The 14,381-nt window shown below is 73.2% G+C and carries 10 protein-coding genes and 1 pseudogene; 1 reads left to right on the top strand and 10 read right to left on the bottom strand.

Annotated features, from left to right (window positions below):
* Positions 1 to 157: 157 nt before the first annotated feature.
* From AB0P07_RS13495 to AB0P07_RS13480, 4 genes are all read right to left on the bottom strand, one after another.
* Positions 158 to 2,509, bottom strand: a complete 2,352-nt coding sequence (locus AB0P07_RS13495; RefSeq protein WP_365549438.1) for a UvrD-helicase domain-containing protein — start codon at positions 2,507 to 2,509, stop codon at positions 158 to 160.
* A gap of 82 nt (positions 2,510 to 2,591) precedes the next feature.
* Entirely contained in the window at positions 2,592 to 3,374 is a 783-nt protein-coding gene (rsuA, locus tag AB0P07_RS13490; protein WP_365549435.1) for an anti-sigma U factor RsuA, read from the bottom strand.
* A gap of 59 nt (positions 3,375 to 3,433) precedes the next feature.
* The gene (locus AB0P07_RS13485; protein ID WP_007450155.1) at positions 3,434 to 3,958 is read right to left on the bottom strand and encodes a sigma-70 family RNA polymerase sigma factor; all 525 of its coding nucleotides are present in this window, start codon (positions 3,956 to 3,958) and stop codon (positions 3,434 to 3,436) included.
* Positions 3,959 to 4,153: 195 nt separating this feature from the next.
* Entirely contained in the window at positions 4,154 to 4,744 is a 591-nt protein-coding gene (locus AB0P07_RS13480; RefSeq protein ID WP_365549432.1) for a CGNR zinc finger domain-containing protein, read from the bottom strand.
* Between the two features lie 191 nt (positions 4,745 to 4,935).
* Between AB0P07_RS13480 and AB0P07_RS13475 the strand changes: the two genes are divergently transcribed.
* Complete coding sequence (locus AB0P07_RS13475; RefSeq protein WP_365549429.1) at positions 4,936 to 5,484, top strand: anthrone oxygenase family protein; 549 nt, start codon at positions 4,936 to 4,938, stop codon at positions 5,482 to 5,484.
* Between the two features lie 289 nt (positions 5,485 to 5,773).
* Here the strand turns inward: AB0P07_RS13475 and AB0P07_RS13470 are convergent, their stop codons facing one another.
* The 6 genes and pseudogenes from AB0P07_RS13470 to AB0P07_RS13445 all read right to left on the bottom strand — a co-directional run.
* Positions 5,774 to 6,952 carry a uroporphyrinogen-III synthase gene (locus AB0P07_RS13470; RefSeq protein WP_365549426.1) on the bottom strand — a complete coding sequence of 393 codons (1,179 nt, stop codon included), beginning with the start codon at positions 6,950 to 6,952 and terminating at the stop codon, positions 5,774 to 5,776.
* Positions 6,953 to 7,062: 110 nt separating this feature from the next.
* A complete protein-coding gene (locus AB0P07_RS13465; RefSeq protein ID WP_365549423.1) occupies positions 7,063 to 8,421 on the bottom strand; it encodes a nitrate/nitrite transporter in 1,359 nt (452 codons plus the stop codon).
* A gap of 132 nt (positions 8,422 to 8,553) precedes the next feature.
* Entirely contained in the window at positions 8,554 to 9,468 is a 915-nt protein-coding gene (locus AB0P07_RS13460) for a hypothetical protein (RefSeq protein WP_365549421.1), read from the bottom strand.
* A 97-nt stretch (positions 9,469 to 9,565) separates the two neighbouring features.
* A complete protein-coding gene (locus tag AB0P07_RS13455) occupies positions 9,566 to 10,837 on the bottom strand; it encodes an acyltransferase (RefSeq protein WP_365549418.1) in 1,272 nt (423 codons plus the stop codon).
* A 107-nt stretch (positions 10,838 to 10,944) separates the two neighbouring features.
* On the bottom strand, positions 10,945 to 13,152 hold the full coding sequence (locus AB0P07_RS13450; protein ID WP_365549415.1) for a glycosyltransferase: 2,208 nt from the start codon (positions 13,150 to 13,152) through the stop codon (positions 10,945 to 10,947).
* Positions 13,152 to 14,381: pseudogene (locus tag AB0P07_RS13445) on the bottom strand (hypothetical protein); the annotation flags it as partial. The pseudogene AB0P07_RS13445 and the gene AB0P07_RS13450, both read right to left, overlap by 1 nt.

Raw genomic sequence — 14,381 nt, 5'->3', positions numbered from 1 at the left:
CCAACCTTCGTCGCTACGAGCGACCACTTGCCGCGAGGCGAGCATGGCGGGTCGGTGCCACCTAAACGAAGAAGCGAAGAGCGAGAGGCCCGCGCCGTCCGACGGCGCGGGCCTCTCGCGTGCGCGGACCCGTCCTCCCGGCCGCGTCCGCGCGCGCTCAGTCTCGCAGCAGGTCCGGCACTCCCGAGGCGTCCGGCTCGTCCCGCTCGCAGGAGACGACCGTCAGCTGCTGCGTGGCCCGGGTCAGGGCGACGTACAGCACGCGCAGCCCGGCGGGCGACTCGTCGGCGATCTCGGCCGGGGAGACGACGACCGTGGCGTCGTACTCCAGGCCCTTGGCCTCCAGGCTGCCCAGCGGCACCACGCGGTCGCCGAGCCCGTCCAGCCAGCGCCGGGCCTCCTCGCGCCGGTTCATGGCGACGACGACGCCGACGGTGCCGTCGACGAGGCCGAGCAGCCGGGCCGCCTCCCCGCGGACCGTCTCGGCGAGGGAGTCCTCCACCACCGCGAAGCGCGGTTCCACGCCGGTCGAGCGCACGGCCGACGGGGACTGCGAGCCGGGCATGGCGAGGGCGAGGACCTTGGCCGCCAACTCGGCGATCTCGGCCGGGTTGCGGTAGTTCACGGTCAGCTCGAAGCGGCGGCGCGGGCGGGTGCCGAGGGCATCGTCACGGGCGGCGGCGGCCTCGTCGGGGTCGGACCAGGAGGACTGGGCCGGGTCGCCGACGACGGTCCAGGTGGCGTGCCGGCCGCGGCGGCCGACCATCCGCCACTGCATGGGCGTGAGGTCCTGCGCCTCGTCGACGATGACGTGCGCGTACTCGGTGCGTTCCTGGGCGAGGCGCTCGGCGCGCTCCCACTGGGTCTCCTCGCGCTGCGGCATCAGCTCCTCCAGCCCGGTGAGCTGGTCCAGCGGGTCCTGCTCGCGCCGCTTGCGGGGGCGGGCCGGGGTGCCGACGATCGCCTGGAGCTCGTCGAGCAGGGCGATGTCGTGCACGGAGTGGCCCTCGCGCCGCAGCGAGCGGGCCACCTTGCGGACCTCCCCCGCGTTCAGCACGCGCCGGGCCCAGCGGCCCAGGCGCCGCTCGTCCGCCATGGCGGCCAGCACGGCGCCCGGGGTCAGCTCGGGCCACCAGGCGTCGAGGAAGGCGACGAAGGAGTCCTCGGAGCTGACGTCCTCGTCGAAGGAGGAGCGCAGCTCGGCGGCGAGCTCGGGGTCGGTGTGCCGGGCCCCGGCGCCCGACTTCTGCCACAGGGCGTCCAGGAGCAGCCGGCGGGCGCGGGGGCGCAGCAGGTTGACGGGGGCGGTGCCGCCGAGGACGGTGCGGCGGATTCCGGCCAGTTCCCCGGCCTCCAGTTCGAGGCGGCGGCCGAAGGCGACGACCCTGAGCAGGGTCGGCGAGTCGGCGGGCTCCAGCGTCCCGCGCGCGGCCTTGCGCAGCACCCTCAGCATGCGGGCGGAGCCCTTGGCGCGGGCGGTGGCCGGGGAGTCGTACAGCGTGGCCTCCGCGCCGTCGACCAGGGAGCCGATCGCGCGGATGGCGACCTGGCCCTCTTCCCCGAGGGAGGGCAGTACGCCCTCGGTGTACGCCACGAGCAGCGGCGTCGGCGAGACGATGAGGATGCCGCCCGCGTACCGGCGCCGGTCCTGGTAGAGCAGGTAGGCGGCCCGGTGCAGGGCGACGGCGGTCTTGCCGGTGCCGGGGCCGCCCTCGACGTAGGTCACGGAGGCGGCGGGGGCACGGATCACCTGGTCCTGCTCGGCCTGGATGGAGGCCACGATGTCCCGCATGGAGTGGGTGCGGGCCTGTCCGAGGGCGGCCATCAGGGCGCCGTCGCCGACGACCGCCAGCTCCTCGCCTTCCAGGCGGGCCGTGATCTCGGGCCGCATCAGGTCGTCCTCGACGCCGAGGACGCGCCGCCCCTTGGAGCGGATCACCCGGCGGCGCACGACCCGGCCCGGGTCGACCGGCGTGGACCGGTAGAAGGGGGCGGCGGCGGGCGCCCGCCAGTCGATGACCAGCGGCGCGTAGTCCTCGTCGAGGACGCCGATGCGGCCGATGTGCAGGGTCTCGGCGATGTCCGCGGTGCCGTCGGGCCCGAGGGCGCCCTCGGCGGGCTCGACGGCCGTGTACGCGCCGTCCGGGCCCTTCTTGCCGTCCTTGCCGAGGAGCAGGTCGATGCGGCCGAAGAGGAAGTCCTCGAACTCGTTGTTCAGGCGGTTGAGGTGGATACCGGCCCGGAAGACCTGGGCGTCGCGCTCGGCGAGGGCGCCGGGCGTGCCGACGTGGCCGCGCTGGGCGGCGTCGTGCATGAGGAACTCCGCCTCGTGGATCTTCTCCTCGAGACGTCGGTACACCCGGTCCAGGTGTGCCTGTTCCACGCCGATCTCTCGGTCCCGTACGGAGTCCTCGCGTGTGGAGTCCTCCCGCGCGGAGTCGCCTCGTACGAGTCGTACGGGGTCGTGCTCCGAGTCGACCGCTGATTCCTGTTGAGCCTGTGCGGCCACCGGGCCCCCTTCTGACGTGCTGGGCAGCCGTCAAAAATACGCGAAGGGGGCCCGGGAAGCTACGGCGCGCCTGTGGCCCGCGCTACGCGTCGACCTCCACCAGTCGCTTCCCGTCGAAGGTCATGACCTCGAAGTGGGAGATCTGGTTGGGTTCGAAGGCGGCGCCGCCGTGCACGTAGAGCGGCTTCTTGGCCTTCTCGGTGGTGGCGTCCGGGATGCCGTAGCCCCAGTCGGGGACCGTCCAGGAGCTGAGCGTCTCCCGCTCGCCGTTCTTGCCGACGGCGATCAGGGAGCACTTCCGGGGGCCCTTGAGGTTCTTCAGCTCCAGGACCGTCTCGGTGCCCCAGGCCTTTTTCTCCAGCGCCACGGTGGCGCTGACCTGCGTGGCCGGGTCGGTGGCGGTGACCCGGTCCGGCATGGCGGCGAAGGCGGACTCGGCGGGGCTCGCGGCCTGCTGCGTCGCCTCCGTCCGGCGGCCGCCGTCGTCGCCGCCGCCCCCGCCGCCCGTGGTCGCCACGGCGGCGAACGGGCCGCCGATGATCAGCGCGGCGGCGGTGCCCACCAGGTAGAAGTTGCGGCGGCGTTTGCTCGCGCGGCGTTCGGCGACCTCGTCGACGAGCTTCTCCGAGAGCCGCGGGCCGGGCTTCGCGGTGAGCGACTCGGCGATCGCGGGCGTGCCGGTGCCCGGCAGGTCCGCGAGCGCGGCCATCATCGGCTCCAGGCCGGCCAGCTCGTCGAGCTGCTGGGCGCACCACTCGCAGGTGGCGAGGTGGGCCTCGAAGGCCGTCGCCTCGGCGTCGTCGAGGATCCCGAGGGCGTAGGCGCCGACGGTCTCGTGCTCGTTCGGCGCCGGTGATCCCTGCATGGGGACAGAGTTACCCGTGTCCCCCGGGCCGAATCCCTGAACTCCCCCGTACCCGCTCATCACGCCGTCACCCCCCGCTCCTCCAGTGCCAGCTTCATCGAACGCAGGGCGTAGAACACCCGGGAGCGAACGGTGCCGCTGGGTATGCCCAGTGTCTGCGCCGCCTCATTGACGGTACGCCCTTTGAAGTACGTCTCGACGAGTACCTCCCGGTGGGCCGGGGTCAGGTCGTCGAGCGCGTCCGACAGCGTCATCAGCCACAGCGCCTTGTCGATCTCGTCCTCCGCGGGGATGACCTCCAGCGGCGACGGATCGACCTCCTGCGGCCGGGCCTGCCGGCTGCGGTGGCCGTCGATGACGATGCGCCGGGCGACCGTCACCAGCCAGGGGCGTACCGATCCGGTCGCACGGTTGAGCTGACCGGCGTTCTTCCAGGCACGGATGAGCGTCTCCTGGACGACGTCCTCGGCGCGCTGGCGGTCCCCCGCGACCAGCCGCAGCACGTAGGCGAGCAAGGGGCCGGCGTGCTCGCGGTACAGCGCGCGCATCAGCTCCTCGTCGGGTTCCGAGGACGACTGCGACATGCGATGTCGGGCCCTCGCACCACGTTCATTGGCCACGACGGAATCCTTGCGCACGCCCACCTCCGATGTCCGGGGGTTCCCCCAGTCGGTCGCTCGCCCATTCGGTACGGACGCGAAGTGCGGCGTGTTCAAAAGGAGATGAGAGATTTTCCGGGGGCGGTGTGACGAACGGGACGCGGGGGAATCTACGGGGACTTACCGGGCCAGGGCGGCGCGGCGGCGGTGCCGGGCGACGCGCTCGCGGTTGCCGCAGATCTCGCTGGAGCACCAGCGCCGGCGGCGGCCGCGGGAGGTGTCCACGTACACGATGGGGCAGTTGTCGCCCGCGCACTGCCTGAGGCTCGCCCGCGCGACGGGGTCGGTGAGGAGTTCCACGGCGTCCCGGGCGAGGGCGCCGAGCAGCGCGGCGCACGGCGGCGGCCCGGTCAGCTCCCGCACCAGCGCGCCGTCCGCGCCGGGGACGGCGCGGGGTGCGGGGGGTGCGGCGAGGGCGAATTCGTTGACGCGGGCGAGTGCGAGGTCGTACGCGGTGGTTCGGGGTACCGGCCGGGTGCGCACCAACCTCGCGGTCTCGGCGCGCAGTTCGCGGAAGCCGGTCAGCCAGGTGGGGTCGGCGTGGGTCAGCGGGGTGCCGGGCGGGACGAGGCCGGAGCCGGTGATCCAGGCGCGCAGCGCGTCCAGGGAGCCGAGGCGTTCCACGGGGTGGGTGGTGGCGATGAGGTCCAGACAGGACCGCCCGGTGTCGAACCGCAGCTCGTACGGGTCGGTGGCCGTACCCAGTGCCATGTTCCTGTCACCGCCTTGGGTTGCCCGTACGTGGGGCGGGCCGGAGAGGGGAGCAGGGGGACCGCTCCCTCTACAGTGCCTGCCCGCCCGCGCGCCCGGAACCCCTCGTACCGCCCCCGCGTGGACGCTCGCGCATGCGCCCGCGCGTCCGGGCCATGTCCGGCGCACCGCGGCGCCCGTTGACTGGACGCATGGCAGAAATCAACGGGGTACGGCGGCTGCGCACCGCCGGTGGAGTACTGGTCGCGGCCACGGTCGCCACGGGCCTGATGGCCGGGACCTTCTACGTCTTCGCCTGTGCCGTGATGCCGGCGCTGGCGCGCAGCGACGACCGGGTGTACGTCGACGTGATGCGCGACATCAACGAGGTGATCGAGAACCCGGTGTTCCTGCCGGTCTTCCTGGGCGCATTGGTGCTCGCGGGCCTGGCGGGGTGGCAGTCGCGCCGGGCGCCGGGCCGCTGGTGGGTCTGGGCGGGCGCGACGGCGTACGCGCTCGCCTTCCTGGTCACCGTGGCCGGCAACGTCCCCCTGAACGACGCCCTGGCCCGACCCGGCGATCCGGCGGCGCTGCGGGAGCGGTTCGAGGACCCGTGGCTGGCCTGGAACGCGGTACGCGCCGTCCTGTCGACGCTGGCGACGGGCTGCCTGGCGGCGGGGGCGGCGGCTCGGGTACGGACCACGTCATGGACCGCTCCGGCGGCGGTACGGCGGGAGGCCGCGCACGGGACGCCCCGGTGAGCACCGCGGAAGGTGTCCCGGTCGCGGGTGCGGCGAGCGTCGGTGCGCGGGTGCGGCCTGTGCGGGTGCCTGCGACGTTGGTGCGGGACGCCTGCGGCGCCTGCGCGGGTCGGGTGGGGGTGCGCGTAGCGCCTCGGGGGGCGTGGTGGGTCGGGGCCGGGCCGGGGGGTGTCCGTCCTCGGAACGGCGCGGAATCGGTCGACCACAGATGTCCCCCGGCGCGGACGCGCCAACCGCTGCGGGCGGACACCCCTGACCCGACCCCTTCCCGCCGTACGCGGCCGACGGGTCAGTCGGTCGTGTACTTGGTGGTCGTCGTCGGGTCCAGGGCGAGGCGGTAGCCGCGTTTCACCACCGTCTGGATCAGTTTCGGAGTGCCGAGGGCGGTGCGCAGGCGGGCCATGGCCGTCTCGACGGCGTGCTCGTCGCGGCCGGTGCCCGGCAGGGCGCGCAGCAGCTCCGCACGGGGCACGACCCAGCCGGGGCGCCGGGCGAGGGCGCGCAGCAGGGACATGCCGGCGGGCGGCACCGCCCGCAGCTCCCCGGCGACCAGTACGGCGTGCCCCCGGATCTCCAGGCGGTGCCCGGCGACCGGCAGGGCACGGGCGCGGGCCGGCAGCTCCTGGCACAGCAGCTGGACGAGGGGCCCGAGCCGGAAGCGTTCGGGCTGGACCGTGGCGACGCCGTGCGCCTGGAGCGGCACCGCGGTCACCGGTCCGACGCAGGCGGGCAGCACGTCGTGGCCGAACGCGGCGAGCAGCTCCGGCAGCATGCCCCGCTCCTCGGCCCGCCCCAGCAGGGACACCGCGGCCGGCGCGCTGGTGAACGTCACGGCGTCCACGCCCCGCGACACGGCGGCGTCCAGCAGCCGGTCCACGGGCCCGAGGTCCTCCGGCGGCAGCCACCGGTACACGGGCACGCCCAGCACCTCGGCGCCGCCCTCCCGCAGCGCCTCCACGAACCCCGGCAGCGGTTCTCCGTGCAGCTGTACGGCGATCCGGCGGCCCGCCACGCCCTGCTCCAGGAGCCGGTCCAGGACCTCGGCCATGGATTCCGAGGCGGGCGACCACCGCTCCGTCAGTCCCGCGGCCCGGACCGCGCCCTTGACCTTGGGCCCGCGGGCCAGCAGCTCCACCGTGCGCAGCCGCTCCAGCAGGGCGTCCCCGAGGCCCCAGCCGTCGGCGGCCTCGACCCAGCCACGGAACCCGATGGCGGTGGTGGCGACGACGACGTCCGGTGCCCGGTCGACGATCCGCTTGGTCGCGGCCATCAGCTCGCCGTCGTCGGCGAGCGGCACGATCCGCAGCGCCGGAGCGTGCAGGACGGCGGCTCCGCGCCGCTGGAGCAGCGCGCCCAGTTCGTCGGCCCGGCGGGCGGCGGTCACACCCACGGTGAACCCGGCCAGCGGGCCGTGGTCGGGTCGCTGCGGCCCGTCGCCCACGCCGCCCACCTCGCTTACGTCGTCCATGGCTCGCCGCGCTCCGATCCGTTCACACCCACGTGCTCAGTCACGTGGACGACCGAGCCTGTCAACCGTGCGTAACAGGCTCGGTTCCGCTTCATGTCACCAGTGTTACGTCACACCTCGGCATAGCCGAGCTGTGCTTCCGTCTTCGCCGCTGACGCCTCGGTCCCACCGCGCACGGCGGGCCGACGAAGGTATACCGCCCACGTCACCACGATGCACACGGCGTAGAAGGCCAGGAAGGCGACGAAGGCACCGGTTCCGGATCCGGAGGACAGGAAGGACTGGCGGAAGGCGAGGTTGATCCCGACGCCCCCGAGGCCGCCCACCGCACCGATCAGCCCCATCGACGCACCGGACAGGCGTCGTCCGTGCCGCACGGCCTCCTCCCCCGTCAGGCCACGGGCCAGCGCCTTGGAGTGGAAGATGCCGGGAATCATCTTGAACGCGGAGCCGTTGCCGAGCCCGCTGAGCACGAACAGGGCCACGAACACGGTCACGAACAGCGCCAGCGACTTCTCCATACTGGCCAGGACGAGCACCGCGGTGGCGGCGGCCATGGCGACGAAGTTCCACAGGGTGATCCTCGAACCGCCGTACCGGTCGGCGAGCATGCCGCCCAGCGGCCGGACGAGGGAGCCGAGCAGCGGGCCGATGAACGTGAGGTACGCGGCCTGGAGCGGCGTCCGCCCGAACTGGGTGGTCAGCACCTGTCCGAAGGCGAAGCTGTAGCCGATGAACGAGCCGAAGGTACCGACGTACAGCACCGACATGATCCAGGTGTGGGCGTCCTTGGCCGCGTCCTTGGCGGCTCCGGTGTCGTTCTTCACCGTGGTGAGGTTGTCCATGAAGCGCGCGGCGAGGACGACGGCGACGAGGATCAGCGGAATGTAGACGCCGAGCAGCACCCGGGGTCCGCCGCTCGCCCCGATGATCGCCAGGGCGACGAGTTGGATGACCGGCACACCGACGTTCCCGCCGCCGGCGTTGAGGCCCAGCGCCCAGCCCTTCTCCCTGAGCGGGAAGAAGGCGTTGATGTTGGTCATGGACGAGGCGAAGTTGCCGCCTCCGATCCCGGCCAGCAGCCCGACCAACAGGAAGGTCGAGAAGGATGTCCCGGGCTCCATCACCACGAAGGCCGCGACCGTCGGGATGAGGAGCAGGCTCGCCGAGACGATCGTCCAGTTGCGGCCGCCGAAGACCGCGACGGCGAAGGTGTACGGCACCCGCACGACGGCACCGACCAGGGTCACCACGGACGTCAGCAGAAACTTGTCGGCCGGTGTCAGCCCGTACTCCGGGCCCATGAAGAGCACCAGCACGGACCACAGGGTCCAGACGGAGAACCCGATGTGCTCGGAGAGCACGGAGAAGAGCAGGTTCCGCCGGGCCGTTCGCCGGCCCGTCTCCTTCCAGAAGGTCTCGTTCTCCGGATCCCAGTGCTCGATCCAGTGTCCGCCACGGGCTTTCATCGCGCCTCCACGGTGCTCCACAGCTCGGTTGCGCCGACGCTAGGCAGAACGCGTTTCGGGCCGGTGGGGCTGTGGATGACCGGGAGGGAACGTCGCTCTCACCCGGCGCCGGTGGCCGGTGAGAGATCGCGGTCAGCCCTGCGGGGGCTGGGGCTGCCAGTGCGGGTTCTGCTGCGGGTAGCCCTGCGGCGGGTACGGCTGCGGGGGTGCGTAGGGCTGCTGCTGCGGCTGGGCGTACGCCTGCGGCGCCTGCTGCGGCGCGTACGGCTGCTGTCCCTGCGGGGGCACGTAGGGCTGCTGGGCCTGCGGCGCCTGCTGCGGCGCGTACGGCTGCGGGGCCTGCTGCGGCCCGCCGTACGGCTGCTGCTGCGGCTGTGGAGCGTACTGGCCGGGGGCCGACTGACCGTAGCCGCCGGGCGCGGTGCCGGCGAACGGGTTGCCGTGCCCCGGCAGCCGGCCGCCGGGCGGCAGGTACCGCACCCGGCCCGTCTCGTCGGTCATCGGCATGAACCCGGCCGCCTGGAGCCGGGCCGCGAACGTGGCGTTGCGCTTGCGGGTGACGAGGAAGCCGATGCCCAAGGCCGCCATGAGGACCAGCCAGATGATCCCGGAGATGAGGAAGTCGTCGGACGAGCCGCCCTCGCGGAAGGCGATGACCACACAGGCCACGGTGCCACCGAGCGCGCCGTAGCCCATGTTCTTCTGCGCGTTCTTGCCGGTGAGGTCGAAGTTGATGCGGGCCTTGAGGAGTTCGAAGGCGTCCGGCACGAGCGGCGGCAGCGACACGCCGTCGCCGGCGTTCGGGTACTGCGCCCAGTTCTGCGCGGCCCGGGTGCGGGCCTGCGGACTGGGGTCGGGGACGAGCAGCATGGTGAGCGCGGTGTTGTTCCCGCCGCTCTGGCGGACGTCGGCGTACTCGTACCCGAACTGCTGGGCGACGAAGGCCAGCTTGGCGAGCTTCTTCACGGACGACATCCGGCTGGTGAGCTGGACCGGCTCCCCGCTCGCCATCAACTGCAGCATCTTCTGTGTCTGCCGCTTGCTCATCGCGCTGCTCCCCCTGACCGGCTCACGCCACCCTGTTCACTTCCGCAACCGGGGCAGTCTCGCACGGAGGGCCGACACGCGTCAGCCCCGGTGCGCGTCAGCCCCGGTGCCCGGCGCGGGCGCCGGACCGCTTCGGTGCCGGGCGCTTGCCGCCGTCCGGCCACAGCTGGGGCCTGCGCTTGGCCGCCACGTCCTCCATCCAGCCGAACCAGACGATGCAGCTCCCGATGAGCAGCCAGGCGATGGCCAGGACCGGCCAGGGGCTCTCCAGCAGCCAGGGGACGTTCTCGTACATGACGTCGAAGCCCCACAGCTGGTCCCAGAGCGTGGCCGCGACGAGGATGCAGACGTTGTGCCACAGGTAGATCGTCACCGCGCGGGAGTTGAGCAGGGTGATCAGCCGGTCCCAGCGGCGCAGTCGGCGCGGCCACTCGGTCCACGACGGGCTGACGTGCAGGAGCAGCAGCACCGTCGCGAAGGACCAGACGGCCTGGGCGAAGGGGATGGAGTCCAGGTCGTACCCGGTCTTGAAGCCCTCCCGGAAGGCGTACCAGAGGCCCAGTGCGGCGATCACCGGCGCCACCGAGGGCACCACGTAGCGCGGCAGCCGTTTCAGGACGCCTTCCTGGTGGGCCATGCCGAGGATCCAGCAGGCGCCGAAGGTGCTGAAGTCGGTGAGCGCGGACGGGAAGCGCTCGCCCGGCAGGTTGAGGTAGCCGAACTGGAAGGCGGCCGACAGGGCGAGCGGCGCCAGGATCGTCAGCCAGGGCAGGGCGCGCAGCGCGCGCAGCAGGACCGGGGAGAGCAGGACGTACCAGAGGTAGGCGCGGATGTACCAGAGCGGTCCGCCGAGTTCCGCGGCCCAGTCCTCGCCCAGGATGCCGTGGATGCCCGGCACGCTCTCGGCGAACGGCGGGTCGCTCAGCGGCAGGATCCAGTAGAGGAGGTGGAACCACCACCAGCCCGGGTGCCCGTCCTCGCCGGGTCCCCAGCCCTGGAGCACCATGCCGGTCACGCCCACGGCACCCAGCAGCCACAGCGGCGGCAGCAGGCGGCGCATGCGGCTGCGGACGACCTGGACGGCCGGACGCTTGAGGCTGCGGGCCATCAGGTTGCCCGCGAGGGCGAACATGACACCCATGGACGGGAACACCACCGGCAGCCAGGCCCAGCCCATCAGGTGGTAGAGGACCACGCGGAAGAGGGCCACCGCCCGCAGCAGGTCGAAGTACCGGTCCCGGACGGGACCGCGCCGGGCCTGCTCCTGCCGGGGCGCGGCCGGGTCCACCGGAGCGGAGGACGCGGACTGGGCGGGCAGGGCGGCCGGGTCCGCGCCGGCGGGCGGGTACGGGGACGGTGGTGCGGTCACGTGCGGGGCTCTCCGGGTGGCGGCCGGCGCGGAGACGGCCGGGACGGGTGCTGGGGGCGGGACGGGCGCGGCGGGGTACGGCCGCGTCGGGTCGGAGGGCGGGGTGGTCATCCGACCGGCCGCCTCCCGTCCATGGCGCCGGAGCGCCGCTGGGGCGGTACGCCGTCGGCACCGGGCGGCGGCGCGGACACGCCGCCGCTGCGCCGCAGCTTCTGCCAGCGCAGCCGGCCGCCGGTGAGCGCCGTGATCCAGGACTGGAGCAGCACCACGTACATGATCTGGCGGTACAGGATCTGCTGGAGGGGCAGCGAGATGAGCGGGGTCAGCTTCTCCCGGTCGAGCCGGAAGGCGTACGCCGCGCACACCGCCTGGATGGCGAGGACGCCCAGCCACGCCACGATCGTCTTGTCGGTCGGGCCGAAGACGAGGCCGTAGAGCAGGAAGACGTCGATCAGCGGGGCCAGCAGCGGGGCCACGACCATGAACAGCGAGACGAAGGGCAGGCCCACCCGGCCGAAGCGGCCCGAAGGGCCCTTCTCGATCACCGCGCGGCGGTGCTTCCAGATGGCCTGCATCGTGCCGTACGACCAGCGGTAGCGCTGGGACCACAGCTGGCTGACGGATTCCGGGGCCTCGGTCCAGGCGCGGGCGTTCTCGGCGTAGACCACCCGCCAGCCGGCCCGGTGCAGCGCCATGGTGACGTCGGTGTCCTCGGCGAGCGTGTCGTCGCTCATGCCGCCGATGGGTTCCAGGGCGGAACGGCGGAAGGCACCGACCGCGCCGGGAATGGTGGGCATGCAGCCGAGGACGTCGTACATCCGGCGGTCCAGGTTGAAGCCCATCACGTACTCGATGTGCTGCCAGGCGCCGATGAGGCTGTCCTTGTTGCCGACCTTCGCGTTGCCGGCCACGGCGCCCACCTTCGGGTCGCCGAAGGGCTGGACGAGTTCGCGGACGGTGGAGGGCTCGAAGACGGTGTCGCCGTCCATCATCACGACGATGTCGTACCGGGCGTTGGCCAGGCCCCGGTTGAGCGCGGCCGGCTTGCCCGCGTTGAGCTGCCGGATCACCCGGACGCCCGGCAGGCCGAGCCCTTCCACGATGCGTGCGGTGCCGTCGCTGGAGCCGTCGTCGATGACGATGACCTCGACCGGGTGGTCGCTGGCCACCAGGGAACGCACCGTGTTCTCGATGCACTTGGCCTCGTTGTACGCCGGGACCAGCACCGTCACCGGTTCGGTGACCGCCGGGCCCCAGCGGAAGCGTCTGCGGCGCACCCGGCGGGCGTGGGCGCCGGACAGGAACAGCATCAGGCCGAAGCGCCCGATGACCAGCGTGCCGATGACCGCCAGGCCCACCACCAGGCCGTCGGTGACCTTCTCCGAGGCCTGGACCAGGAAGACCCACGCCTTGCCCTTCCACAGTTCGGCGCCGGTCACCGGGGTCATGGCGCTGGGCGCGTCCAGGGCCTCGGTGAGGTTGTCGAACTCGTAGCCCTTCTCCTTCAGGTCGGGCAGGAACCGGTCCAGGGCCTGCACGGTCTGGTGCCGGTCGCCGCCGGAGTCGTGCATCAGGACGATGGCGCCCTTGCCGTGCTTCGGGGTGGCCCGGCGGATGATCTCGTCGACGCCGGGCTGCTGCCAGTCCTCGCTGTCGGTGTTGTTGACGACGACGAGATAGCCGCGGCCGCCGATGTACTCGGTGACCGGCCACGACTTGTTGTCCATGGCGTCGGCGAAGGAGGAGTACGGCGGACGGAACAGCGAGGTGCGCACGCCGGCCGCGCCGGTGATGGCCAGCTGGTTCTGCGACAGCTCCCAGTCGATGCGCTTGTCGGACTGGAAGGAGAGGTCGGGGTGGTTGAAGGTGTGCAGGCCCACCTCGTGGCCCTCGTCGACCATGCGCTGGACCAGGTCGGGGTAGCGGGAGGCCATGGTGCCGGTGACGAAGAAGACCGCGTGCGCGTCGTGCTTCTTCAGCACGTCGAGGACGCGCGGCGTCCAGGTCGGGTCCGGGCCGTCGTCGAAGGTGAGGACGAGCCGGTGGTCGGGCACGCTGAGGCTCTCGGTGCGGCCGCCGCGCGTGTCGATGACCGGACCGCCCTCGAGGATCCTCTCGGGTACGTCGGTGGTGGCGGCGGGCGGCTGGACACGGTGGTCGGCGAGGATCTCGCTGTGCACGTATCCGCGCAGCATGAGCATCGCCACGAGGGCGACCAGGACGAGCAGCGGAAGCAGCAGGCGCAACGGCAGGCGACGGCGGGAGCCCTCACGGGCGCTGCGCGCGGCCCCGTGACGGCGGGTGCGGGATGCCATCAGAGGGTGTTCTCCGGGGACAGGGAAAGGGAATCGGAAGAAGCGGCGGAATCGGAGGAGTCGGAGGAATCAGAAGAGGACGACGCGGTGCCGGCTGGGCCGGCGGCCACGACGGGTGCGCCGGCCGGACCCGCGACCGGGTCCGCGCCGCCCGCGCCGTTGGGGTCGGTGCCGCCCTCGCCCGGGCCGGCGTCCGTGGTGGAGCCCCCGGTGGGCTCGGTCGGACCGGCGGGGGTGTCGCTGCCGCCCGCCGGGGTCGACGCGCCGGTGGTGGCGGGGGTCGACGCCTGCGTCGACTGTGCCGGGTCGGGGCCGGTCGCGCCGGAACCGCCCGGGTTCCCGCCCGTGCCGGACGCCGAGGACTGCGGGCCGGTGCTCGCACCGGGCTGCTCCGCGCTGCCGCCGGCGACACCGGACGTACCGGACGCCGGCGCCTCGGCACCCGGTGCCGTCGCCGTGCCGGCGTCGGCCGAGGGGCTGGTCCGCGGGGCGGCGGCACCGGAGGGCTGCGCCGACTCCGAGGGCAGCGGGGTGGTGTCGACCTGGCCGGCCGGGGCGCCCTCCTCCTGGCCCGGTACGGGCATCCAGGGCGCGTCGGAGTTGCCGGAGAGCAGCGTGGAGACGATGACGACGGCGTAGACCGCGCAGGCGATGGCGACGATGATGCCGAGGCGGCGGTACAGGCGGCTGCGGCGGCCCGAGGCGTCGACGAACACCGGGCCTTCGGAGGGCTCGGGGCCGCTCTTGCGGTGTCCGCCGTCGGCGCGCAGGAGTTGGCCGTCGCCGAGGTGGACGGCGTCGAGCTGGACCGTGACCTCGTGCGGATCGTGGGTGTGACCGCCGGTGCCGGTGCCCGCGTCGCCGTCCGTGTCCGGCAGCTCCTGCCACGGGTCGCGGAGTGCGGCGGTGGCGGGGCCGGACGGGGGTGCGGCTGCGGGTGTCGGCGCGGGGAAGGCGCGGGTGGGAGCGGCCGACGGGAGGATGTCCGTCCGGTCGGGGTCCTGGGTGGCGCCGGTGCCGTGGCCGACGCCGTGGGCGTGGTGGGCGGCGCCGGGCGCGGCGGCCGCGTGCGGGGCCTTGCCGAACAGGTCGGGCGCCGGGGCCGCGTTGCCGGGAACGGCGTCGTTCGGGCCGTGGGCGGCGCCGGGCGCGGCGGCCGCGTGCGGGGCCTTGCCGAACAGGTCGGGCGCCGGGGCCGCGTTGCCGGGAACGGCGTCGTTCGGGCCGTG

Source organism: Streptomyces sp. NPDC085944 (assembly GCF_040686295.1).
Lineage (GTDB): Bacteria > Actinomycetota > Actinomycetes > Streptomycetales > Streptomycetaceae > Streptomyces > Streptomyces salinarius.
This window is presented reverse-complemented; position numbering and strand designations above follow the sequence as displayed.

What these genes read in the sequence shown, in the direction of transcription:
- rsuA (WP_365549435.1), bottom strand. Translation starts at nt 3,374, where the DNA reads ATGCAGGGATCACCGGCGCCGAACGAGCACGAGACCGTCGGCGCCTAC.
- AB0P07_RS13485 (WP_007450155.1), bottom strand. Translation starts at nt 3,958, where the DNA reads ATGTCGCAGTCGTCCTCGGAACCCGACGAGGAGCTGATGCGCGCGCTG.
- AB0P07_RS13480 (WP_365549432.1), bottom strand. Translation starts at nt 4,744, where the DNA reads ATGGCACTGGGTACGGCCACCGACCCGTACGAGCTGCGGTTCGACACC.
- AB0P07_RS13475 (WP_365549429.1), top strand. Translation starts at nt 4,936, where the DNA reads ATGGCAGAAATCAACGGGGTACGGCGGCTGCGCACCGCCGGTGGAGTA.
- AB0P07_RS13470 (WP_365549426.1), bottom strand. Translation starts at nt 6,952, where the DNA reads ATGGACGACGTAAGCGAGGTGGGCGGCGTGGGCGACGGGCCGCAGCGA.
- AB0P07_RS13465 (WP_365549423.1), bottom strand. Translation starts at nt 8,421, where the DNA reads ATGAAAGCCCGTGGCGGACACTGGATCGAGCACTGGGATCCGGAGAAC.
- AB0P07_RS13460 (WP_365549421.1), bottom strand. Translation starts at nt 9,468, where the DNA reads ATGAGCAAGCGGCAGACACAGAAGATGCTGCAGTTGATGGCGAGCGGG.
- AB0P07_RS13450 (WP_365549415.1), bottom strand. Translation starts at nt 13,152, where the DNA reads ATGGCATCCCGCACCCGCCGTCACGGGGCCGCGCGCAGCGCCCGTGAG.